The sequence below is a fragment of the Rhodococcus sp. YH1 genome (genome assembly GCF_009939605.1).
Taxonomy (GTDB): domain Bacteria; phylum Actinomycetota; class Actinomycetes; order Mycobacteriales; family Mycobacteriaceae; genus Rhodococcus; species Rhodococcus aetherivorans.
On record NZ_WVTE01000249.1, the window covers coordinates 13,291 to 36,779 of the forward strand.

19 protein-coding genes are annotated in these 23,489 nt (G+C 72.6%); all 19 read right to left on the bottom strand.

Annotated elements, in window-relative coordinates; genetic code table 11:
* Positions 1-34 precede the first annotated feature (34 nt).
* Complete coding sequence (gene ileS / locus AIIKEEIJ_RS24005) at positions 35-3,196, bottom strand: isoleucine--tRNA ligase (RefSeq protein WP_161996728.1); 3,162 nt, start codon at positions 3,194-3,196, stop codon at positions 35-37.
* Between the two features lie 289 nt (positions 3,197-3,485).
* A complete protein-coding gene (locus AIIKEEIJ_RS24010) occupies positions 3,486-3,707 on the bottom strand; it encodes a hypothetical protein (protein WP_006933419.1) in 222 nt (73 codons plus the stop codon).
* 43 nt (positions 3,708-3,750) lie between these two features.
* Complete coding sequence (wag31, locus tag AIIKEEIJ_RS24015) at positions 3,751-4,605, bottom strand: DivIVA-like cell division protein Wag31 (RefSeq protein ID WP_043801962.1); 855 nt, start codon at positions 4,603-4,605, stop codon at positions 3,751-3,753.
* A 148-nt stretch (positions 4,606-4,753) separates the two neighbouring features.
* Positions 4,754-5,044 (bottom strand): YggT family protein, encoded by a 291-nt coding sequence (locus AIIKEEIJ_RS24020; RefSeq protein ID WP_003938221.1) that lies wholly within the window; start codon positions 5,042-5,044, stop codon positions 4,754-4,756.
* A 114-nt stretch (positions 5,045-5,158) separates the two neighbouring features.
* On the bottom strand, positions 5,159-5,827 hold the full coding sequence (locus AIIKEEIJ_RS24025; RefSeq protein WP_161996729.1) for a cell division protein SepF: 669 nt from the start codon (positions 5,825-5,827) through the stop codon (positions 5,159-5,161).
* A 31-nt stretch (positions 5,828-5,858) separates the two neighbouring features.
* The gene (locus tag AIIKEEIJ_RS24030) at positions 5,859-6,596 is read right to left on the bottom strand and encodes a YggS family pyridoxal phosphate-dependent enzyme (RefSeq protein ID WP_006933413.1); all 738 of its coding nucleotides are present in this window, start codon (positions 6,594-6,596) and stop codon (positions 5,859-5,861) included.
* Positions 6,593-7,348 (bottom strand): peptidoglycan editing factor PgeF, encoded by a 756-nt coding sequence (gene pgeF, locus AIIKEEIJ_RS24035; RefSeq protein ID WP_006933412.1) that lies wholly within the window; start codon positions 7,346-7,348, stop codon positions 6,593-6,595. The genes AIIKEEIJ_RS24030 and pgeF overlap by 4 nt, the downstream gene beginning before the upstream one ends.
* Positions 7,345-8,541 carry a cell division protein FtsZ gene (ftsZ, locus tag AIIKEEIJ_RS24040; protein WP_006933411.1) on the bottom strand — a complete coding sequence of 399 codons (1,197 nt, stop codon included), beginning with the start codon at positions 8,539-8,541 and terminating at the stop codon, positions 7,345-7,347. The genes pgeF and ftsZ overlap by 4 nt, the downstream gene beginning before the upstream one ends.
* 202 nt (positions 8,542-8,743) lie before the next feature.
* The gene (locus AIIKEEIJ_RS24045; RefSeq protein WP_161996730.1) at positions 8,744-9,478 is read right to left on the bottom strand and encodes an FtsQ-type POTRA domain-containing protein; all 735 of its coding nucleotides are present in this window, start codon (positions 9,476-9,478) and stop codon (positions 8,744-8,746) included.
* A complete protein-coding gene (gene murC / locus AIIKEEIJ_RS24050; protein WP_006933408.1) occupies positions 9,475-11,007 on the bottom strand; it encodes a UDP-N-acetylmuramate--L-alanine ligase in 1,533 nt (510 codons plus the stop codon). Before murC ends, AIIKEEIJ_RS24045 begins: the two co-directional genes overlap by 4 nt.
* The gene (gene murG, locus AIIKEEIJ_RS24055) at positions 11,004-12,158 is read right to left on the bottom strand and encodes an undecaprenyldiphospho-muramoylpentapeptide beta-N-acetylglucosaminyltransferase (protein ID WP_161996731.1); all 1,155 of its coding nucleotides are present in this window, start codon (positions 12,156-12,158) and stop codon (positions 11,004-11,006) included. Before murG ends, murC begins: the two co-directional genes overlap by 4 nt.
* On the bottom strand, positions 12,155-13,663 hold the full coding sequence (gene ftsW / locus AIIKEEIJ_RS24060) for a putative lipid II flippase FtsW (RefSeq protein WP_006933403.1): 1,509 nt from the start codon (positions 13,661-13,663) through the stop codon (positions 12,155-12,157). Before ftsW ends, murG begins: the two co-directional genes overlap by 4 nt.
* Positions 13,660-15,165 (bottom strand): UDP-N-acetylmuramoyl-L-alanine--D-glutamate ligase, encoded by a 1,506-nt coding sequence (gene murD / locus AIIKEEIJ_RS24065; RefSeq protein WP_161996732.1) that lies wholly within the window; start codon positions 15,163-15,165, stop codon positions 13,660-13,662. The genes ftsW and murD overlap by 4 nt, the downstream gene beginning before the upstream one ends.
* 4 nt (positions 15,166-15,169) lie before the next feature.
* Positions 15,170-16,252 carry a phospho-N-acetylmuramoyl-pentapeptide-transferase gene (gene mraY / locus AIIKEEIJ_RS24070; protein WP_003934158.1) on the bottom strand — a complete coding sequence of 361 codons (1,083 nt, stop codon included), beginning with the start codon at positions 16,250-16,252 and terminating at the stop codon, positions 15,170-15,172.
* Positions 16,249-17,775: a UDP-N-acetylmuramoyl-tripeptide--D-alanyl-D-alanine ligase gene (locus tag AIIKEEIJ_RS24075; RefSeq protein ID WP_161996733.1), complete on the bottom strand. Its 1,527-nt coding sequence runs from the start codon at positions 17,773-17,775 to the stop codon at positions 16,249-16,251. The genes mraY and AIIKEEIJ_RS24075 overlap by 4 nt, the downstream gene beginning before the upstream one ends.
* Entirely contained in the window at positions 17,772-19,415 is a 1,644-nt protein-coding gene (locus tag AIIKEEIJ_RS24080) for a UDP-N-acetylmuramoyl-L-alanyl-D-glutamate--2,6-diaminopimelate ligase (protein WP_443217120.1), read from the bottom strand. The genes AIIKEEIJ_RS24075 and AIIKEEIJ_RS24080 overlap by 4 nt, the downstream gene beginning before the upstream one ends.
* A gap of 176 nt (positions 19,416-19,591) precedes the next feature.
* Complete coding sequence (locus tag AIIKEEIJ_RS24085) at positions 19,592-21,505, bottom strand: peptidoglycan D,D-transpeptidase FtsI family protein (protein ID WP_161996734.1); 1,914 nt, start codon at positions 21,503-21,505, stop codon at positions 19,592-19,594.
* Positions 21,502-22,203, bottom strand: coding sequence for a hypothetical protein (locus AIIKEEIJ_RS24090; RefSeq protein ID WP_338021011.1), 702 nt, complete (start codon positions 22,201-22,203; stop codon positions 21,502-21,504). Before AIIKEEIJ_RS24090 ends, AIIKEEIJ_RS24085 begins: the two co-directional genes overlap by 4 nt.
* Before the next feature lie 165 nt (positions 22,204-22,368).
* Positions 22,369-23,379 carry a 16S rRNA (cytosine(1402)-N(4))-methyltransferase RsmH gene (gene rsmH / locus AIIKEEIJ_RS24095; protein ID WP_161996735.1) on the bottom strand — a complete coding sequence of 337 codons (1,011 nt, stop codon included), beginning with the start codon at positions 23,377-23,379 and terminating at the stop codon, positions 22,369-22,371.
* Positions 23,380-23,489: the final 110 nt, after the last annotated feature.

The window sequence follows — 23,489 nt, forward strand, 5'->3', positions numbered from 1 at the left end:
GTGGCCGCGCCGCGCACCCCGGTCACCGGGACGCTCATGCCTTGACGATGGCCGCGCGCACCCCTTCACCGAGGTCGAGCGCCCCGTCCCCGGCGGGCGCGAGTTCGAAGCTGGTGGCGAGCACCTCCGAGGCGATGAGCTCGCGGTGCCGCAGTGCCCAGTCGGCGCGGTCGGCCGGCACCTCGAACACGACGGAGATGCGGTCCGAGACGTCCAGGCCCAGGTTGCGGCGCGCGTCCTGCAGCTCGCGGATCCGGTCCTTCGCCCAGCCCTCGGCCTCGAGCTCCTCGGTGACCGTGGAGTCCAGCACCACCAGGCCGGCGCCGCCGGGCAGCGCGGCCGTCGACTCCGGCTCCGCCGCGACCAGGCGGGTGGTGTACTCCTCCGGCAGCAGCGCGATACCGGCGGCCGTGACGGTGCCGTCGGCCGCCTCGGACCAGTCCCCGGCCTTGACGGCCCTGATCACCGTCTGCACGTCCTTGCCGAGGCGCGGTCCCGCGGCCCGGGCGTTGACGACCAGCTCGAAGCGGCCGTGCGCATCGACGTCCTCGGTCAGCTCGACCGACTTGACGTTGACCTCGTCCTGGACGAGCTCGGCGAACGGCTGCAGCCGGTGCGCCTCGGGGGCGGCGACGGTGACCTGCGGGAGCGGCAGCCGCACGCGCAGCTTCTGGGCCTTGCGCAGCGACAGCACCGTCGAGCACACCGAGCGGACCTCGTCCATCGACTCGACCAGGGCCGGGTCGGCCGGCAGGTCCCCGGCGGCCGGCCAGTCCGCCAGATGCACGGAGCGGCCGCCGGTCAGGCCGCGCCAGATCACCTCGGTGACCAGCGGCAGCATGGGGGCGGCGAGGCGGCTGACGACCTCGAGCACCGTGTGCAGGGTGTCGATCGCGTCGGCGTCCTCGTCCCAGAACCGGCTGCGGGAGCGGCGCACGTACCAGTTGGTGAGGGCGTCGCTGAAGGTACGCAGCTCGTCGCATGCTCCGGCGATGTCGACCACCTCGAGCGCGTCGGTGATGGCGTTGCGGGTGGCGGCGAGCTTGGCCAGGATGTACCGGTCGAGCACGTGCGGCGAGTCGGTGCGCCACGTGCCGGGCTTGGACGCGTACAGCTGCAGGAAGCTCCACGCGTTCCACAGCGGCAGCAGCGCCTGCCGGACGCCCTCGCGGATGCCCTGCTCGGTGACGACGAGGTTGCCGCCGCGCAGGATGGGCGAGGACATCAGGAACCAGCGCATGGCGTCGGAGCCGTCGCGGGCGAACACCTCGTTGACGTCGGGGTAGTTGCCCTTGGACTTGCTCATCTTCAGCCCGTCGTCGCCCAGCACGATGCCGTGGGCCGCGACGGTCTTGAACGCGGGGCGGTCGAACAGCGCGGTGGCAAGCACGTGCAGGGTGTAGAACCAGCCGCGGGTCTGACCGTTGTACTCGACGATGAAGTCGCCGGGATAGTGCGAGTCGAACCATTCGGTGTTCTCGAACGGATAGTGCACCTGGGCGAACGGCATCGACCCCGACTCGAACCAGCAGTCGAGCACCTCGGGGACGCGGCGCATCGTCGACTTCCCGGTCGGGTCGTCCGGGTTGGGGCGGGTCAGCTCGTCGATCATCGGCCGGTGCAGGTCGCTCGGCCGCACCCCGAAGTCGCGTTCGAGCTCGTCGAGGGAGCCGTACACGTCGACGCGCGGGTAGGCCGGATCGTCCGAGACCCACACGGGGATGGGGCTGCCCCAGTAGCGGTTCCGGCTGATGTTCCAGTCGCGGGCACCCTCGAGCCACTTGCCGAACTGGCCGTCGCGGATGTGCTCGGGCACCCAGGTGATCTGCTGGTTCAGCTCCACCATGCGGTCCCGGAACCGGGTCACGGCGACGAACCACGACGGGACCGCCATGTAGATCAGCGGCCGGCCGGACCGCCACGAATGCGGGTAGGAGTGCTCGATCGTCTCGTGCCGCAACAGTTTTCCGGCGGCCTTGAGGTCCTTGATGATCACCGGGTTGGCGTCGAAGACCTGCAGACCCTCGTAGGGCGGAACGAGGGCGGTGAACTTTCCGCCCGGATCGAGCGGCTGCACCAGCTCGATGCCGTTGCGCTGGCAGTACTCCATGTCCTCTTCACCGAAGGCCGGTGCCAGGTGGACGATTCCGGTGCCGGAGTCGGTGGTGACGTAGTCGGCCGCGATGATCCGGTGGGCGTTCTCCCGGCCCACGAAGAAGTCGAACGGCGGCTCGTAGGCCAGGCCGACGAGGTCCGCGCCGGTGTACCGGCCCAGCACCTCGGGTTCGTCGCCGAACTCGCGGGCGTAGTGACCGAGTCGGTCCTCCGCGAGCACATACGTCTTCGCGTCGTCACCCTCGCCCACGCGGACGGCGACGTAGGTGATGTCGGGGTGCACCGCGATCGCGAGGTTGGACGGCAGCGTCCACGGCGTGGTGGTCCAGATCAGGGCGTTGGCGCCGTCGAGTTCGCTGCCCGGTGCGCGCACCACCATGTCGACGGTGACGGCCGGGTCCTGACGCATCTTGTAGGCGTCGTCGAGCCGGGTCTCCTGGTTCGACAGCGGGGTCTGCTCGTACCACGAGTACGGCAGGACCCGGAAGCCCTGGTAGATCAGGCCCTTGTCGTAGAGCTGCTTGAAGGCCCACATGACCGACTCCATGAAGTCGAGGTCCAGGGTCTTGTAGTCGTTGTCGAAGTCCACCCAGCGGGCCTGCCGGGTGACGTAGTCGCGCCACTCCCCGGTGTACCGCAGCACCGACGTCTTGCAGTAGGCGTTGAACTCGGCCAGCCCCATCGTGTCGATCTCGGACTTGTCCTTGATCCCGAGCTGCTTCTCCGCCTCGAGCTCGGCGGGCAGGCCGTGACAGTCCCAGCCGAAGCGCCGTTCGACCTTCTTGCCGCGCATCGTCTGGAAGCGCGGGATGAGGTCCTTGACGTAGCCGGTGAGCAGGTGCCCGTAGTGGGGCAGGCCGTTCGCGAAGGGCGGGCCGTCGTAGAAGACGAACTCGTCGGCGCCGTCGCGATTCGCGACCGAGGCGCGGAAGGTGTCGTCCTTCGCCCACCCGTCGAGGACCTTCACCTCGAGCTCGGGGAAGTCGATGCCCGAGTCCTTGGCGACCCCGTAGTCGACGCGCGGGTATCCGCCGGTCGGTGCGTCGGGGGCCTGCGGGCGGTCGGGGGTGCTCTTCGTCACAGCGTGACTCCTCGTGCCTAGACGTGTCCGGCACGGGGACGATCGCCGCGCCCTGTGCGCCGGCAACCGCGGTACCACCCCGCTTGCACCGTCCCTCCGGGCTCTGCCGGCCGGACGGGCCTCTCGTTCGGGCTGTGACGGGCCCACCCGTTCGGTTCTACTGAGTCGTGCCGGTCGGCACGGCCGTTCTTCCGAAGGCTCCCCGGTGATGGCCGGATCGACGCCGTCCCCGGCGGCTGCCGGGGGAAAGCACTGCAAACTGTTCTCGGACTATTCTATGCCGCCGCGCTCACTCGCTCGGATCGCGTCCCTCGCGGCGCCGTCTCGGCTCGGATCCCGTCGTCGTCGGGGGCGCGGTCCGCTTGCCACTCAATGCGCTGATCAGCAACAGGACCGCGCCCACCACACACACGACGATGCAACCCCAGGCCCACAGCACGGACCCCGTCATGAGGGCCACGACGAGCATGCCGAAGCCGACGGCTGCAAGGGCGAGAGTCACCACCAGCACGGCGCACCCTCATCGGAACCCGGCCATCGGACCGCCGCCTCGATCAGCTGTTGCCCTTGGCGAAGGACGTGGAACCGAACGAGGAGTTCGACTGATTGAACGCCTCCTGGCCACCGTCGACCGGCACGGCGGAACCGCGCTGTTCGAGCTCCTCGAGCTGAGATTCGAGGTAGGACTTCAGGCGCACCCGGTACTCGCGCTCGAAGGTCTTGAGCTGCTCGATGCGGCCCTCGAGCACCGAGCGCTGCTGGTTGATCGTCGCCATGATCTCGGTGTGCTTCTTCTCGGCGTCCGCCTGCAGCGCGTCGGCCTTCTCCTTGGCCTGGCGCAGCTGCGTCTCGGAGCGGGTGCGGGCGTCGGCGAGCATCGCCTCGGACTTCTGCCGCGCGTCGGCGATCATCGCCTCGCTGCGGGTGCGCGCATCGGAGATGAGCTGCTCGGAATTGGTGCGGGCGTTGCGCAGCAGCTCCTCGGCCTCGGCCTTGGCGTCGCCGGTGAGGCGGTCCGCCATCTCCTGGGCCAGGCCCAGGACCTTGGCGGCCTGCATGCTCGCGTCTCCGGAGGCCGGTGCGGCCGCAACCGGTGCGGGGGCCGGCGCGGGCGCCGGCGCCGGAGCGGGTTCCGGCGGCTTCGGCGCCTCGACGACGCGAGCGGGCTCCGGTTTGGCGGGCTGGGCCGGTGCCGCCGCGCCGGGTCGGGCACCCTTCTTGGCCTCGGCGAGCTCCTGGTCGAGCTCGGCCACCCGCTGCCGCAGGTCGGCGTTCTCCTCGATCAGGTGGGTCAGTTCCTGCTCGACGAGATCCAGGAACGCGTCGACCTCGTCCTCGTTGTAGCCACGCTTTCCGATCGGCGGCTTGCTGAACGCGACATTGTGCACATCAGCTGGGGTCAGCGGCATGGAAGGATCCCTTCACGCGTCGTGTGAGCGGTCAAGCAAGCATTCAGTTATATCCACAGTGCGTCACGCGTATCAAACTCACTGTAACTGGCACCCCATTCTGGCACAGGGCGGCTTTCGCGCGGATCGTCCGAGCAGGTGTCGGCCCTCAGAGCGTCCCACCTCGGGGAATGAACGCCATCAGGAAGTAGACGATGAACAGCAGCACCATGATGGACAGATCCAGCCGCACTCCCCCGAGATTCAGCGGAGGAATGAGCCGGCGCAACAGTTTCACCGGCGGATCGGTGACCGTGAAGATTGCTTCGAGAACGACGACGACGAATCCCGTCGGCTTCCAGTCCCGCGCGAACGTCCGGATGAACTCGACAATGATCCGGCCGATCAGCAGCAGCCAGAAAATGAACAGCAGGAACCAGAGCACCTCGAATACGGCCACCCGCCCACTCTGCCCGACGACGGCGGATCGAGCCAAACCGAAACGCCCGGCGTCCGGTGTTGTACACCGGGCACCGGGCGTCGACCGTGCCGGAACCGCCGCTGCGGGTTCAGGTCACTGCTGGTTGTAGAACCCCGTCTCCGCGATCCGGCGGCGCTCCTCGGCGGAGACGTCGATGTCCGCCGGGGAGAGCAGGAACACCTTGGTGGCGACCTTGTCGAACGAGCCGCGCAGCGCGAAGGCCAGCCCGGCGGCGAAGTCGACGAGCCGTTTGGCGTCGGCGTTGCTCATCTCCACCAAATCCATGATCACCGGGGTGCCGTCGCGGAACCGCTCGCCGATGGTGCGGGCCTCGCCGTAGTCCCGGGGACGCAGCGTGGTGATCTTCGACAACGGGCCTCCCTCGTCGAACAGTGCGCCGCGACGGGCCTCGGACCGTTCGAGCCGGCCCTCGGAGCCGAGCGACGACCGCGCGGCGGCGCGGGCCGGCGGCGGGGTCGGGCGCGGTGCGCGGGCCGTGATCGGCTCCACGCGGGCCGCCCGCACGGGGGGCTCGTAGCGATCGAAGCCGTCCGGCTCGAAGTCGCGGCCGGCGTCCTGCCGGCGCGCCGCCTTGTACTCGTCGCGGTGCGACGGGCCGTAACCACCGCCGGCGTACGGCGGCTCGTCGTACTCCCGGTCGCGCTCACGGCGGGCGCTCGCGGGGTCGTCGAGGTAGTCGTCCTCGTATTCCTCGAGCGGCACCATCCCGAAGTACGCCTTGAACTTGTGGAGTGAGCTCATGGATCAACCTTCCTCGCGCGGCGGTCGACACTCAGGCTAACGGCCGCGAGCCCAACACCGCGGTTCCGACACGCACGCATGTCGAACCCCATCGCACCGCCGCCTCGAGGTCGCCGGACATGCCGGCCGACAGTTCGGTGGCCTCGGGATGATCGGAGCGCAGCCCGCTGTGGAGACCGGCGAGCCGTTCGAATGCGGCGTCCGGGTCCCACCCCAGTGGCGGCACCGCCATCAGGCCCCGCAACTCGAGTCCGCCGGCGGCGGCGACCTCGTCCGCGAGTGCGGGCAGGTCCGCGGCGCTCACCCCGCCCCGCTGCGGATCGTCGTCGAGGCTGACCTGCAGCAGCACCCGTACGGGTGTCTCGCGGTCGCCGGACTCCCGCGCGGCCTGCGCACCGGCGTCCAGTGCGTGCGCCAACCGGACGCTGTCGACCGAGTGCACGGTGTGGGCCCAGCGGGCGACGGCACGCGCCTTGTTGCGCTGCAGCCGGCCGATCATGTGCCATGCGACAGCGGGATCGGTTGTACGCGAACGGAATTCGGCAACCTTCGCGGCGGCCTCCTGTTCGCGGGATTCGCCGAAGGCCCGGCACCCGAGTCCGTAGAGGATCTCCACGTCGGAGACCGGGAAGAACTTCGTCACCGGCAGCAGGGCGATCTCCGCCGGGTCGCGGCCGGCGGCCCGGGCCGCGGCGTCGAGCCGCTCGCGTGCCCGCCGCAGCCCGTCCGCGATCTCGGCGCGCCGCGCGCCGGGATCCGCTGCGCTCACCGGCCACCTCCGGCACCGGTGGCCGATACGGCCTCGAGCCAGATCACCGCCGCCAACCGCCCGGTCGGCGCCTGACGGCGATGACTGAACAACGTCGGATCCTCGATGGTGCACCGGGGATCCTCCGCGACCGCCACGACGCCGTGCGCGCGCAGTTGCCGGCGCAGCCCCGCGCGCAGGTCCAGCCCGGGCGTGCCCCGCACGGTGCGGGTGGCGCTGCCGGGCAGGTGGGCCTCGACGTCGGCCTGCATCGAGGCGGGCACCTCGTACCGGCGTCCGCTCGCGGCGGGCCCGAGGAACGCGCCGATGCGCTCGCGGTGCGCACCGAGCTCGACCATCGTGTCCAGGACGCGGGGAACGATGCCCACGCGGGCGCCGATCCGGCCCGCGTGCACCGCGGCGATCACGCCCGCCTCCTCGTCCGAGAGCAGCACCGGCACACAGTCCGCGCTCAGGGTGACGAGCGCGAGGCCGGGCTCGCGCGTGACCAGGGCGTCGGTCGCGGGCACCGGGCCGTCGACCGGGCCGTCCACGACGGTGACGTTGCGGCTGTGGATCTGCTCCATCCACACCAGCCGTTCGTAGGGCTGCCCGATCGCCGCGGCGAGGCGGCGACGGTTCGCCTCGACCGCCGCCGGGTCGTCACCCACGTGGTCACCGAGATTGAACGAGTCGTAGGGCGGGGCGGAGACGCCGCCGGCGCGGGTGGTGACGACCCGCCGCGCCCGGAGAGCCGACTGTGCCACCGTCACCGGCGCATGAAGATCGGCACGTCGACGTCGTCGTCGCCGTCCTCGTCGACCTCCACCGGCCGTGCCGGCTGCGCAGACCCGATCGGCGGCAGCGAACTGCCCGCGACGGGCTGCTGCTCGCGCGCCGGCATCTCCTCGGCCCGTTCCCGCTCCGGGCGGCCGACGTCGCCGGCACGTCCCGCGCCGATGGTGCCGCCGCGCGTTGCGGTGGTCGGCGGGGCCGATTCCACGGGACGCCGCGCCGGGGTGCCGCCGTCGAACCCGGCCGCGATGACGGTGACGCGCACCTCGTCGCCCAGGGAGTCGTCGATGACGGTGCCGAAGATGATGTTCGCGTCGATGTGGGCGGCCTCCTGCACCAGCGAAGCCGCCTCGTTGATCTCGAACAGGCCGAGGTCGGAGCCGCCGGCGATGGACAGCAGCACGCCGCGCGCCCCTTCCATCGACGCCTCGAGCAGCGGCGAGTTGATCGCCGCCTCGGCGGCCTTGATGGCCCGGCCCTCCCCGCGGGAGGAACCGATGCCCATCAGCGCGCTGCCGGCGCCGGACATCACGCCCTTGACGTCGGCGAAGTCGACGTTGATCAGGCCGGGGGTGGTGATGAGGTCGGTGATGCCCTGGACACCGTTGAGCAGCACCTCGTCGGCGGAGCGGAACGCGTCCATGAGGCTGACGGCGGCGTCGCCGAGCTGCAGCAGCCGGTCGTTGGGGATGACGATGAGGGTGTCGCAGGACTCGCGCAGGGTCTGGATGCCCGTGTCGGCCTGGCCGCCGCGGCGCTTGCCCTCGAACGAGAACGGCCGCGTGACGACGCCGACGGTCAGCGCACCGAGCTTGCGGGCGATGCTCGCGACCACGGGCGCGCCGCCGGTGCCGGTCCCGCCGCCCTCGCCGGCGGTGACGAAGACCATGTCGGCGCCCTTGAGCACCTCTTCGATCTCGTCCTTGTGGTCCTCGGCGGCCTTGCGGCCGACCTCGGGATCCGCGCCGGCGCCGAGCCCCCGGGTGAGTTCACGGCCCACGTCGAGCTTGACGTCGGCGTCGGACATGAGCAGGGCCTGGGCGTCGGTGTTCACCGCGATGAACTCGACTCCCTTGAGTCCCTGTTCGATCATGCGGTTGACCGCGTTCACGCCGCCACCGCCGATACCGACGACCTTGATTACGGCGAGGTAGTTGTGCGGGGGCGTCATGGGCTCTCGCCTTCCTGAGAAATCGGTCACGCTTCGATCATCATCGGGTGAGGTACGGACAAACCCTCAACCACAGGTCGATGGTTATGTCAAGTATCTCGACTGCTGCGAAACGCTATGGCACGGTGGCGGCGATCCGCCAGCAGGCGCGCCGACGGCGGTCACGATTTTCGTCGCCGTGCCTCGATCGCCGTCCGCGCCGTCATCGCACCGTCGGCAGGTCGGGGCCCGCCACGTCGTAGGTTTGGCCGGGCTGAGTGAGCAGCGGCAGCACCACCTGAGCCTTGCGCTCCGAGCGCTCCACCCCTCCCCACACCACGATCCGGCCGTCGTGCAGCGTGAGCGAGACCTCCGACGCCGACGGAGCGGCCACCTCACCCACCTGGACGCGCAGCTCGGGCGGCAGCGCCTCGAGCACCTCGATCGCCGCGGCCGTCGCCGGATCGCCGGGACCGGGGCCGGGGGTGACGAGGCGCGGGGTCAGCATGGGCGGCGGCTCGACCGCGAAGTCCACCCCGTCCGCGTCGAGCGAGTGGGTGCCGTCCGGCGCGTCGACGAAGAACACCGCCTCCCGCTCGGTCACCGTGACCCGCACGGTGGACGGGTACACGCGCTGTACCCGCACCGACGCGGCCCGCGGCAACGTGGCGACCCGCTGCGCCGCCGCCGCGGTGTCGACCTGCAGCAGCGGCGTGCCCTCCGCCAGCTCGAGGCGGGCCAGCACCTCGTCCTGCGGGATCGCCGTCACGCCGACGACCTCCACGTTGCGCACCGACAGCAGCGGCGACAGCCAGGCGGCCGCGATCAGTCCGAGCACGGCCGCCACCACCGCCGCGCCGATCAGCACGGTCCGCACCCGCACGGACCGGCCCGACGGCCGTCGCGCGGGCCGCGCCGCCCGGCGGGGCCGGGTGCGGGTGGCGGAGGCGGGCGTCACGACCCGACCGGCCCCGGTCCGGCAGGAGCCCCCGGCCGCAGCCGGCCCGGCTTGCTGCGCAATGCGTCGAGGATCTGGCGCCCGAGCATGGTCACGTCGCCGGCGCCCATGGTGATCACGACGTCGCCGGGACGGCTCAGCCGCGCGACCTGCCGCGGCACGAGGGACAGATCCGGCTGGTAGTGCACGGGCTTGGACACCGATCGCGCGACGAGGGCTCCGCTCACGCCCGGCCGGGGCTCCTCCCGCGCGCCGTAGACGTCCAGCACCACGACTTCGTCGGCGAGGTCGAGGGCCGCACCGAACTCGGTGGCGAAGGTCTCGGTGCGCGAGTACAGGTGCGGCTGGAAGACGACGATCACGCGGGGTCGTTCGGTGCCGGTCTCGGTGTAGCGGACCGGTTCGCCGGCGACCAGTTCCGCGGCCGCGGCGAGGACGGCGCGGACCTCGGTGGGATGGTGGGCGTAGTCGTCGAACACCCGCACGCCGTGCTCGCGGCCGCTGTACTGGAATCGCCGGTGCACGCCCCCGAAGCCGGCCAGGCCCTCGACGGCCTCCTCGACCTGGGCGCCCGCCTCGAGGGAGGCGAGCAGTGCGGCGAGCGCGTTGAGGGCCATGTGCCGGCCGGGGACGGACAACCGCACCGTGCGCGGCGCCGCCTCGTCGGCGAGGTGGAACTCGGCGACTCCCCCGACGTCCTTGGCCTCCCAGTTGAGCAGCCGCACGCCGACCGGCACGCCGTCCACCTCGGCGCGGTCGCCCACCGCTGCCGCCGTGCCGTATCCGGTGATCCGCAGGTCGTCGGCGCGACGGGCCGTCGCCCGCCGCGCCAGGGCGGCCGAGCCGGGGTCGTCGAGGCACGCCACGAGCAGCCCGCCGGGGGCGATGCGGTCGACGAACTCGTCGAACACCCGCACGTATGCCTCTTCCGTGCCGAAGAAGTCGAGGTGGTCCGCCTCGATGTTGGTCACGATCACCACGTCGGGGTCGTACTGCAGCAGCGAGCCGTCGCTCTCGTCGGCCTCGGCGACGAACACGTCGCCGCTGCCGTGGTGCGCGTTGGTGCCGGACTCGTTGAGCTCGCCGCCCACCGCGAAGGACGGGTCGAAGCCGCAGTGCTGCAGCGTCACCACCAGCATCGACGTCGTCGATGTCTTGCCGTGCGTGCCGGCGACCAGGAAGGTGCGGTGCCCGCGCATCAGGGCCGCCAGCACCGCCGGGCGCAGCAGGACGGGAACGCCGCGTTCCCGGGCGGCGACCAGCTCGGGGTTGTCCTGGGGGATCGCGGCGTGGGTCGTCACCACGGCGGTGGGGCCGCCCTCGAGCAGATCCAGCGCGCTCGCGTCGTGTCCGATGCGCACCGAGGCCCCCCGCGCGCGCAACGCCAGCACGCCGCGGCTCTCCTTGGCGTCCGATCCGGAGACCTTCCCGCCGCGAGCGAGCAGGATCCGGGCGATGCCGGACATCCCGGCCCCGCCGATACCCACCATGTGCACCCGCTCGAGCTGCGGGGGCAGCTGCTCGCTCATCGATCACTCCTGTTCGCTTGCACGCCTGCGACGTCCAGCACGATCCGCGCCACCTCGGCGGCGGCGCTGCGGTGGCCCGCCCCTGCCGCACGCCGTCCCATCTCGGTCAGGCGGGCTGCGTCGCGCAGCAGGGGGATCACCGCATCGGCCACGAACGCCGGCGTCAGTTCCTCGTCCGCCACGATCATTCCACCTCCCGCCGCCACCACCGGCCGGGCATTGAGTTCCTGCTCCCCGTTGCCGTGCGGCAGCGGCACGTACACCGCCGGCAGGCCGACCGCGGACACCTCGGCGACGGTCATCGCCCCGGAGCGGCAGATCACCGCGTCGGCGGCGGAGTACGCCAGGTCCATCCGGGTCAGGTAGGGCACGGCGACGTAGGGATACCGGTCGTGCTCGGGACGTGCGGGCACGTCGAGGGTGTTCTTCGGGCCGTGGGCGTGCAGCACGGCGATGCCCGCCGCGGCGAGCGGACCGGCGGCTCCCGAGACGGCCTCGTTGAGCGAACGGGCGCCCTGCGAGCCACCGAACACCAGCAGCACCGGCCCCTCCGGGGGGAGCCCGAAGTGCGCCCGCGCCTGCGCCCGCAGCGCCGCCCGGTCCAGCCCGGTGATCGACGACCGGACCGGGATGCCGACGATTTCGGCGTCGCCGCGGCGCACGATGCCCGAACCCGGGACGGCGGCCAGGACACGCTCGGCGCGCAGGGCCCCGATCTTGTTGGCGATGCCGGCGCGGGCGTTGGCCTCGTGCACGACGACGGGGATGCGGCGCCGGCGGCGCAGCGGTCCGGCACCGGCGGCCAGGTAGGCGGGCAGCGCCACGTAGCCCCCGAATCCGACGACGACGTCGGCGTGGGTGTGGTCGAGCACCTCGCGGGTCCGGCGGACCGAGGCGAGGACCCGCGCCGGCAGCTTGGCCAGGTCGGCGGTGAGCTTGCGGGGCAGCGGCACCGGCGGGATCAGCTCGAGTGGATACCCGCGCTGCGGCACGAGGGTGGTCTCGAGCCCCCGCTCGGTGCCCAGCGCGGTGATCGTCGCCGTCGGCACCAGCCGGCGGATCGCGTCGGCGACCGCGAGGGCCGGCTCGATGTGCCCGGCGGTGCCACCCCCGGCCACCACCACGGACAGGGCAGACTGCTCGCCGCTCACCTACGGTTTCCTCGCTCTCCGGTTCGTCCGTCTCTGCTGTTCGTCGTCGTGCCCGCGCGGCGCCGCGGCTGCCGTGGGGGTTGGTCCCGCGGGGCGGCGGGCTGCGCCGCGCGGCCCTGACCGCGGGCGCGTTCCTGCGGCGTGCGGCCCCGTGGGGTCTGCCGCTCCCGGGTCGCCGTGCCGCCGCCCCGGTCGGCGGTGCCGGCCCGGCGTGCCTCGATCCGGCCGGGGTCGGCACGCCGGGAGGCGTCGAGCCGCACGGGTTCACCGCGCGACGGCGTGTACTGCTCCGGCTTGGGCAGCCGCAGCAGCCGCCCGAAGCGGCCGTCCTGCCCGGCGTGCAGGGCGGCGACGGCCTCGGGTTCGTGCCGCGCCGCGTTGGCGATCAGGCCGAACATCAGCAGCGTCGTCGCGGTGGAGGTGCCGCCGGCCGAGACGAGCGGAAGCTGCAGGCCGGTGACGGGCAGCAACCCGACGACATAGCCGATGTTGATGAAGGCCTGCCCGATGATCCAGGTGGTGGCGGTGGCGGTGAGCAGCCGCAGGAACGGATCCACCGATCGCAGCGAGATCCGCAGGCCGGCGTAGGCGAACAGACCGAACAGGCCGATCACCGCCAGGCCGCCGAGGAAGCCGAGCTCCTCGCCGATGATGGCGAAGATGAAGTCGTTGTGTGCGTTGGGCAGGTAGCTCCACTTGGCGCGGCTCTGCCCGAGCCCCCGGCCCCAGAACCCGCCGTCGGCCAGGGAGAACTTCGCCTGACGCGCCTGATAGCCGATGCCTTGCGGGTCCGCGCCGGGGTTGAAGAAGGCCCGCACCCGCGCGGACCGGTACCCGGCGGTCAGCGCGAGGAGCACCGCCAGGCCGGCGGCGGTACCGACGATCGTCAGGAACACCCGCAGCCGCAGACCCGCGAACCAGAGCAGCGCGAGGACGATGATGGCGAGCGAGACGGTGGTGCCCAGGTCGGGCTGGAGGATGATCAGCAGGGTCACCACCAGGGTCGCCGGGACCAGCGGAACCATCATCTCGCGGGCGCTGGAGCGGTCGCCGCGGCGCGACGCCAGCAGGTGCGCGCCCCACACGGCGATGGCGATCTTGGCCAGCTCCGACGGCTGCAGCGACACGCCGGCGATGACGAACCACCCCCGGGTGCCCTGGGACAGCGTGCCGATGCCGGGGATGAGCACCAGCACCAGCAGCACGACGGTGACCGCGAACGCCGGGAACGAGAACCGGCGCAGCACCCGCACCGGAACGATCAGGGCGAAATAGAAGATGACCAGGCCGAGAGCGGCGAAGATCGCCTGCGAGGTGAACAGGCCGTAGGCCGAGCCGTTGGTGGCGACGGCCTCGACGCTCGACGACGACAGGACCATCACCAGGCCCAGCACGGTGAGCAGCACCGCGATCGTGACGATCAGGTGGAACGAGGCCAGCGGCCGGGCGAGCCACAGCCCGACCCGGTTCCGCGCCGTCCCGTCGGCGGGCTGCGGGGCGTTCACTGCCCCGTCCCGCCCCCGCGCAGCTCCTCGACCGCGGCGGCGAACGCGCGACCACGCTGCGCGTAGTCGGCGAACATGTCCAGCGACGCGGCGGCCGGCGCCAGCAGCACGGTGTCGCCCGCCGTCGCCAGCGACGCCGCCTCACGCACCGCGACCCGCATGGCCGCGGGTCCGTCCGCCCCCGGCAGCGCCACCCGGCGCGCCGCAGCCGGGGCCGTCCTCGGTTCGCTCGTGCTCATCTGCCCATCGTCGCGCGTGTCGAGGAGGACCACGGGGACCTCGGGGGCGTGTCGCGCCAGCGCGTCGGCGATGCGGTCGGCGTCGCGGCCGAGCAGCACCACCCCGGCGAGGCGGGGTGCGACCTCCGCCACCAGGTCGTCGACGTGGGCGCCCTTGAGCAGGCCCCCGGCCACCCACACCACCCGGTCGTGGGCGAGCAGCGACGTGCGGGCCGCGTGCGGATTGGTGGCCTTCGAATCGTCGACGTACTCCACGCCGCCGACGGTGCCGACCGGGGCGGCGCGGTGCGGACCGACCCGGTGCCGGCGCAGACCGTCGTGCACCGCGGAGGCGGGGACGTCGATCGCGCGGGCCAGCGCGGCGGCGGCGAGCGCATCCGACAGGCCGGCCGGCCCGGCAGGGGTCACGTCGACGACCGAGGCGAGCACCGCCGAGTCGGCGAAGGCCCGGTCGACCAGAACGTCGCCACTGATGCCGAGCTCACCGGGCTGCGGGTAGCCGAGCGTGAAGCCGACGGTGACGACGGCACGGGACCGGTCGCGCAGGCCCCCGGCGATCGGATCGTCGAGGCCGAGCACCCCCACGGTGCCGGACAGCGCCCGTGCCTTGGCGTCGATGTAGCCCGCCATCCCGCCGTGCCAGTCCAGGTGGTCCTCGGCGATGTTGAGGATCACGCCGGCCTCGGGCCGCACGGACGGCGCCCAGTGCAGCTGGAACGACGACAGTTCCACGGCGAGGACGTCGGCGCGGGGGTCCGCGCGGCGCAGCGCGTCGAGGACCGGCAGGCCGATGTTGCCGCACGCCACGGACGCGAGCCCGGCGGCCTCGAGGATCGACTGCAGCATCGTCGTCGTCGTGGTCTTGCCGTTGGTGCCGGTGACGACGAGCCAGCGCCGCGGCGGGCCGTAGATCTCGGCGCGGTCGATGCGCCAGGACAGCTCGATGTCGCCCCAGATCGGCACGGCGGCGCCGGCGGCGTGCGAGAGCAGCGGCGCGTCGGGCGCGAAGCCGGGGCTCGTCACGACCAGCGCATACTCGTGCAGCGACGACGCGTCCGCGACGAGGTCGTCGAGATCGACGGTGTCGGCGCCGAGCTCACGGCAGCGTGCGAGGGCCTGCGGGTCGCGGTCGGTGACGGTCACCGTCGCGCCGAGGTCGCTGAGGGGGGCGAGGGTGGCACGACCGGACATCCCGCCGCCGGCGACGAGCACGCGGGCGCCGCGGAGCCGGTCCAGGTCTTGGCGGCGCAGTTCGTCTGTCACGGTGTCAGTCCCCGATCGCCGCTAGGTATTCGCTGTAGAACAGGGCCATGCCGATGGCCGACGCGATGGCGGCGAGCAACCAGAACCGGATGATCACCGTCGTCTCCGCCCAGCCGCCGAGCTCGAAGTGGTGATGGAACGGCGCCATCCGGAACACGCGACGCCGGCTGGACCGGAACACCGCCACCTGGATGACGACGGACGCCGCCTCGGCGACGAACAGGGCGCCGATGACCACCATGAGCAGCTCGGTGCGCGTGGTGACGGACAGGCCCGCGAGCATGCCGCCGAGGGCGAGCGAGCCGGTGTCGCCCATGAAGATCTTCGCGGGGGCGGCGTTCCACCACAGGAAGCCGATGCACGCGGCGGCGCCGGCGGCGCACAGCAGCGCCAGGTCGAGCGGGTCCCGCACGTCGTAGCAGCCCTTGCCGGGGTCGGCGACGCACGAGTTGCGGTACTGCCAGAACGTGATGATCACGTAGGCGCCGAGCACGAGGCTCATCGACCCGGCGGCGAGCCCGTCGAGGCCGTCGGTGAGGTTGACCGCGTTGGACCACGCGCTGACGAGCAGGTACACGAAGAGGATGAACACCACCGCGCCCATCGAGACGGTGGCGATGTCGCGCACGTAGGACAGGTGGGTGCTGCCCGGGGTGAGTCCGTCGCCGTTGCGGAACTGCAGGGCGAGGATGCCGAACGCGACCGCGGCGACGAGCTGGCCGACCAGTTTGGCGGTCTTGTTCAGGCCCAGATTGCGCTGCTTGCGGATCTTGATGAAGTCGTCGAGGAAGCCGACGCCGCCGAGGGCGGTGGTCAGGCCCAGCACGAGCAGACCCGAGGCCGACGGTCCCTCCGCCCCCTCGTAGGCCAGGCCGATCGCGTGCGCACCGAAGTAGCCGGCCCACAGGCCGGCGAGGATCGCGACGCCGCCCATGGTCGGTGTGCCGCGCTTGGACTGGTGGCTCTGCGGTCCTTCGACGCGGATCTCCTGACCGAATCCCTGCCGCGAGAATGCCTTGATCAGCACCGGCGTCAGCAGGATCGACACCGCCAGGGCGATTCCCGCGGCGAAGAGGATCTGTCTCACCGTGCGGCCTCCGTTTCCGTTCCTGCCGTACCCGCCGTTCCCGCGAGGATCGCCTCCGCCACCGTCCACAACCGGACGGACTGCGAGGCCTTGACCAGTACCAGGTCGCCGGGCTGCAGCTCGCGCTCGAGGAGCTCGGTCGCGGCGGCGGCGTCGGGGACGTGGCTCGCCTCGTCGCCCCAGGATCCTTCCATCACCGCACCCTGGTAGAGACCGCGGACCGGGCGGGTCGCGCCGACCGCGACGATGCGGGTGACGTCCAGGCGCACCGCGAGCCGGCCGATGGCGTCGTGCTCGACGACGGACTCGTCACCGAGTTCGCCCATCTCCCCCAGCACCGCCCAGGTCCGGCGCGGGCTGTCGCCGGCGCGGGCCATGGTCACCAGCGCCTTGAGCGCCGCCCGCATCGAGTCCGGGTTGGCGTTGTACGCGTCGTCGACGACGGTGACGCCGTCGGCACGGGTGCGCACGTCCATACGGTGCGCCGACACCGCGCCGGCACCGCCGAGCGCGGTCGCGACCTGCTCGGGCGTGGCGCCGCACTCGAGCGCGACGGCCGCGGCCGCCAGGGCGTTGCCGATGTGGTGCTCGCCGTGCACCGCGAGGGTGACCGTGGTGCGGCGCTCGGTGCCGTCGTCGCGCACGACGAGGGTGAACGTGGGACGGGCGTGCTCGTCGAGGTGGACGTCGGTGGCCCGGACCTGCGCGGCCGGGTCGCTGCCGACGAGCACCACGCGGGCGCGGGTGCGCGGTGCCATCGCGGCGACCAGGGGGTCGTCCGCGTTGAGGATCGCCACGCCGCCCTCCTCGGCGGCCGGCAGGGCCTCGACGAGCTCCCCCTTCGTCCGGGCGATGACCTCCTGGGAACCGAATTCCCCCAGGTGGGCGGTGCCGACGTTGAGCACCACCCCGATGCGGGGCGGCGCGACGGTGGCGAGGGCGGCGATGTGCCCGGGTCCGCGGGCCGACATCTCCAGCACCAGGAATCGGGTGTCGGTGGTGGCGCGCAGCGCCGTCCACGGATGCCCGAGCTCGTTGTTGAAGGAGCCGGGAGGGGCGACGACCGGGCCGAGCGGCGCGAGCACCGCGGCAAGCAGGTCCTTCGTGGAGGTCTTGCCCGCGGATCCGGTGACGCCGACGACGGTCAGCCCGTCGGCGGTGAGCTCGTCGACCACGGCGCGGGCGAGGGCACCCAGCGCGGCGAGGACGGCGGCACCCGAGCCGTCGGGGTCGTGTTCGAAGGCCAGCGAGTTGGTCTCGACCGGCGGCACCGGCGGCACCACGACGGCGGGCACACCCACCGGTCGGGCGGCGAGCACCGCGGCGGCGCCGGCGGCGATGGCGTCGGCGGCGTGGTCGTGCCCGTCGGAGCGGGCCCCCGGCAGCGCCAGGAACAGCCCGCGCGGGGTGACCTTGCGGGAGTCGAACTCGACGGTGCCCGTCACCTCGACGGCCGGGTCGTCGACGTCGTGCAGTGTCCCACCGACCACCTCCGCGATGCGGGCGAGTGTCATCGGGATCATTCGGTGCCTCCGTACTGCTCGCTACCTGCGCCGGCGAACCGGTCGATGGCCGCGGCGAGCACTTCGCGGTCGTCGAAGGGGTGCTTGACCCCGTGGATCTCCTGGCCGGTCTCGTGGCCCTTGCCTGCCACGAGGACGATGTCGCCCGGGCGTGCCCAGCGCACGGCCGCCTCGACGGCGGCGGCCCGGTCACCGATCTCGCGGATCTCCCCCCGCTGCTGTTCGGGGACGGCGCGGGCACCGGCGAGCAGCGCGGCGCGGATGACCGCCGGATCCTCGGTGCGGGGGTTGTCGTCGGTGACGACGAGCAGGTCCGCCCCACGGGCTCCGACGTCGCCCATGAGCGGACGCTTGCCGTGGTCGCGGTTGCCGCCCGCACCGACGACGACGGCGAGCCGGCCGCCGGCCGCCCGTCCGCGCAACGTCGCGATGACGGCCTCGAGCGCGGCCGGCTTGTGCGCATAGTCGACGACGGCGAGGAAACCCTGCCCGCGGTCGACCCGCTCCACCCGTCCGGGTACGTCGACGTCGGCGATGCCGGCGGCCGCGGCGTCGACGTCGACCCCGACCGCCGCGCACACCGCGACGGCGAGGGCGGCGTTGGCGACGTTGTAGTGGCCGGGCAGGCGCACCGCGACGCGCCGTGCGGTGCCGTCGGGCCCGGCGAGGGTGAACACCTGGGATCCGGACGGCTCGGTGCGGACCGCCGTCGCCGTCCAGTCGGCGGTTCCGGTGGTGGCGACGGTGCGCACCGCCTCGGGCTCCGCAGGGTGGGCGGCTCGGGCGATCCCGGCCATCCGCACGCCCCACTCGTCGTCGATGCACACGACGGCACGGCGGGCCCGCACGGGCGAGTCCGCCGCGAACAGCCGGGCCTTCGCCCCGAAGTAGTCGTCGAGGTCGCGATGGAAGTCGAGGTGGTCCTGGGACAGGTTCGTGAAGGCACCGACCGCGAAGCGGACCCCGGCGACCCGCCCCAGGGACAGGGCGTGGCTCGAGACCTCCATCACCACGGTGTCGATGCCCTGCTCGCGCATGGCCGCGAACAGCGCGTGCAGCTGCGGGGCCTCGGGGGTGGTGAGCGCGCTGGGGACCCGCCGGCCCGCGAGGCGGGTCTCGATGGTGCCGACCAGGCCCGTGACCCGCCCGGCGGCGGCGAGCCCCGCCTCGACCAGATAGGCGCTGGTGGTCTTGCCGGAGGTGCCGGTGATGCCGACGACCTGCATGTGCTGCGACGGGTCGCCGTAGATGGCGGCGGAGACGACGCCGAGGACCGACCGCGGATCCGGGTGGACCAGCACCGGCACGGGGCGGGTGACGACGGCGGCGAGGTGCTCGCATCCGGCGGCGTCGGTGAGGACGGCGACAGCACCCCGTTCCAGGGCCTCCGCGGCGTATTCGGCGCCGTGCGCGCGGGCGCCCGGGAGTGCGGCGAACAGGTCGCCGGGCTGCACCCCCTGGGCCCGCAGGTCGACGCCGGTCACGAACACCGGGATGCCCGCGGCGGAGGTCGTGGCGCCCGGTGCGACGGTGCCGACGGTGGCGCCCACGGCGGCAGCGAGGTCGCGGAGCTGCGTCACCGGTGGATGCTCGGGTCTCAGGCCGCCTCCCGGCGGGGACGGGTCCGGACTCGACGGCACAGGCACCAGGCTCCTCTCGCTCCGCGGCAGTGTCTCCTGCCGTTCCTCTACTCCCGCGGCCGCGCTGTTCCCGAGCACCGGGGCTCGACCGCGGTGTCACGGTACCGACGTGTCAGGTTACCGACGGGCGGCGGTGCCGCCGACACGTGCTCGGCGATCGACCGCACCCGCGCGGCTCAGTCCACCTGCAGGATCAGCTTGCTGCCCGGGTCCGCCGACAGCGGCACGCCCTCGCGCTGCAGCAACCACGAGGCGATCGTGTGGAACAGCGGTGCGGCGGACTGCCCGCCGCTGCCGTCGGCGCTGCGGGTGGGCGCGTCGAGCATGATGCCGATCACGTAGCGGGGGCGGTCGGCGGGCGCGATCCCCGCGAAGGTGATCCAGTAGTTCGAGTTCGAGTAGCACTTGCATGCGGGGTCGACCTGCTGGGCGGTGCCGGTCTTGCCGGAGACCTGGTAGCCCTCGATCGCCGCCGGGGTGCCGGTGCCGCGCTGGTTCCCGGTGTCGTCCTGCACCACGGCGCGGAACATGTCGCGCACGGTGGCGGCGGTCTGCGGGCTGACCACCCGCACCGGGTCCGGCCGGGGTGTCTCGGTGCGGGTGCCGTCGGGTGCGACGACCGCCCGGACGACGCGCGGCGGGATTCGCTCGCCGTCGTTGGCGATAGCCTGGTAGATCCCTGCCATCTGGAGCAGCGTCATCGACAGGCCCTGCCCGATCGGCAGGTTGGCGAAGGTGCCGCCGGACCACTGCTCGCGGCTCGGCACGCTGCCGGCGGACTCGCCCGGCAGGCCCACGTCGGTGCGCTGCCCGAGGCCGAACAGGCCGAGCATCTGCGCGAACCGGTCCTCACCGACCCGTTCCGCGAGCATCAGGGTCCCCACGTTGGAGGACTTCCCGAACACACCGGTGGCGGTGTAGGGCACGACGCCGTGGTCCCACGCGTCCTTTACGGTGACGCCGGCCATGCGGATCGTGCCGGGCACCTGCAGCACCTCGTCGGGGGTGGTGAGGCCGTCCTCGATCGCGGCGGCCGCGGTGACGATCTTGTTCACCGACCCCGGCTCGAAGGGGGTGCTGACGGCGGGATTCCCGAGTTCGGCGTCCTTCGGGTTGTTGCCGACCCCGATCGACGGGTCGAACGTGCCGTCGTTGGCCATGGCGACGACCTCGCCGGTCCGGGCGTCGAGCACGACGGCGGACGCGTTCTTCGCCCCGGACAGGTCCTTGGCGCGCTGCACCTGCTGCTGCACGTAGTACTGGACGTCGGAGTCGATGGTCAGTTCCACCGCGGAACCGTCGACGGCAGGTTGCTGATCGCGCCAGCTGCCGGGGATCACCGCGCCGTCGGAGCCCCGATCGTACGTCGAGGAGCCGTCGGTGCCGGCGAGCACGGAGTCCATGGAATCCTCGAGACCGAGGAGGCCGTGCCCGTCCCAGCCCGTCGCGCCGACGAGGTTGGCGGCGAGCGAGCCGCCGGGATACAGCCGGATGTCCTGACGCTCGAGACCGACCTTGTCGTACTCGTCGACGAGCGAGGTCGCCACGGCCGGATCGACGCCGCGCGCCAGATAGACGAAGGTCTCGTCGCTGCGCAGCTTGTCGAGGATCTCGTCCTCGGGGGCGGCCGCTCCGAGCGCCTCGTGGATCGCCTTCGCGAGACCCTCCAGATACGCGTCGGTCTCCGGCTGCGTCGGGTCCTCGGCGCGCGCCTCGTCCAGCTCTCGCCGGACGCGGACGGGCTGGAAGGTGAGCGCCTTCGCCTCCATCGTGTAGGCCAGCGGACTGCCGTTCCGGTCGGCGATGGTGCCGCGGGTGGCAGGCTCGACGAGCCGCGTCGTGCGCTGGCTGGCCGACTCGGCGGTCAGCTGCGGCGCCTGGACGACCTGAACCCACAGCAGTTGCACGGCCGCGACCCCGAGGGCCAGGAACATGACTGCGCGCCCGTACCGGTAGCGGAACCGGAACCCGGTGGTGTCCGCTCCGCCGGAGGCCTTGCGCGGGCGGGTGCGCCGGGCGGGCGCCGGCCGGCGGGAAGCAGCAGGGCGGCCGCGGACCGGCCGGGAAGACGGTGGGGTCCCTCGCCTCACCGGCGCCCGTCCTCGGCGTGCGTCGCAGGGGTCACGGGCACCAATTGTTCCGGCTGACCGGGCGCGGCCCCGGCATTGCCGGGCGACGGCGTGGCGTCCGGGGATGCCGGGGCAGGCTCCCCGGCCGGTACCGCCGCAGTAGCCCCGGCCGGTACCGCCGCAGTACCCCCGGGCGGCACCGCCGCCGCAGCCCCGGGCGGCACCGCCGCCGCAGCGGACGGCGCGGCGCCCGGGGTCGTCGTGGTGGGGGCCTCACCCGCGGCGCCGGCCGACGGCGCGGCGGCCCGGTCGGTGCCGGCGGACGGGGTCAGCGGCCGCGGGTTCTCGCTCCCCGCGCTACCCGCGAGCGGCGGAAGCTGGGCCCGGGTCCGGTCATCGGCCGCCGGGGGGTTCAGCGGCGCGGCCGGTGCCCCCTCGGCGGGGGCCGGGGTTCCCACCACGCGCACACCGCCGTCGTCGCCGACGACCAGGCGCGCGACCTCGCCGGTGGGGATCATGCCGAGCTTTGCAGCCTGCATCGCCAGCACCGGCGCCGAGTTGCCGGTTTCGACGTCGCGCTGCAGCACGGCGCGCTCCTGGATCAGGCGCTGGTTGTAGTCGCGTGCGGCGCTGAGCTGGTAGGAGTCCTCCGCGGCGCGCGTGGTCAGCAGCAGGGTTACGGCCATGCCGATGCCGAGGAGACCGATAATGGTGGCCACGAACGGAATTCGCGCCGCCACACTACCGCCGCGGCGAGCCGGTGCGGGAGTCGCCGTGTCCGGGGTCAGGTGCGCCGTGCGACGGCTGCGCCGCTGATACGCCCGCTGCGCAGCCGTGGATCGAGCCGGACGGCGAGCAGGTGCTGCCACCTGTACGGTCATCGGTTACCTCCTGGCGATTCGTTCCGCGGCACGCAGGCGCACGGGCGCCGAACGCGGATTGGCCTCGATCTCCTGCTCCGTCGCCCGTTCCGCCCCGCGGGTGAGCATCCGCAATTCGGGCCCGGTACCCGGAAGTTCCACCGGGAGCCCCTCCGGGCTCTTCGACTTCGTCAGCGGGGTGAGAATCTGCTTGACCACGCGGTCCTCGAGGGACTGGTACGACATGAACACCACCCGTCCCCCGACGGCGAGAGCGTCCAGGGCGTCCGGGATCGCGGCGCGCAGCGAGTCGAGTTCCCCGTTGACCTCGACCCGCAGCGCCTGGAACGTGCGCTTGGCGGGATGGCCGCCGGTGCGGCGGGATGCGGCCGGAATCGCCCGGTACAGCAGCTCCACCAGCTCCCCGCTCGTGCGCAGCGGCGTCTTCGCCCGCTGCCGCACGATCTCCGAGGCGATCTTCCCGGCGAACCGCTCCTCCCCGTAGGTGCTGAGTATGCGGGCGAGGTCGCCGTGGCTGTAGGTGTTGAGCACGTCGGCCGCGGTGACGCCCGTGGTGGGGTCCATGCGCATGTCCAGGGGTGCGTCGCGGGAGTAGGCGAAGCCGCGCTCGGCCTCGTCGAGCTGCATCGAGGACACGCCGAGGTCGAACAGGATCGCATGCACGGAGCCGACCCGATCCAGCCCGCACGAGGCGAGGGCGTCGGCGATGCCGTCGTAGCGGGTGTGCACGAACTGCGTGCGGTCGGCGAACGGCGCGAGCCGCCGGCGGGCAACGGCGAGGGCCTCGGGGTCGCGATCGAGCCCGATCAGGCGCACACCCGGATAGGTCCGCAGGAAGTGCTCGGAGTGTCCGCCGAGACCGAGGGTGGCGTCCACATAGATCGCGCCCGGGCCGGCGGCATCGATGGCGGGGCCGAGCAGTTCGTCGGCGCGGCTGAGCAGGACGGGGATGTGACCGAAGCTCTCCGGACTCCCGGCCTCCGGAACTGCCGCCGCGTCCTGACCCTCCGCCATTCTTCCTCCGGTTGTCCTGCTCGGTTCGTGGGCGATCGGATCGTGGCTTCGGTCGGGGGTTCGCAGTCACGCCTCCGGATACGACCGCGGCGAATGCATCGAGGTCTCTG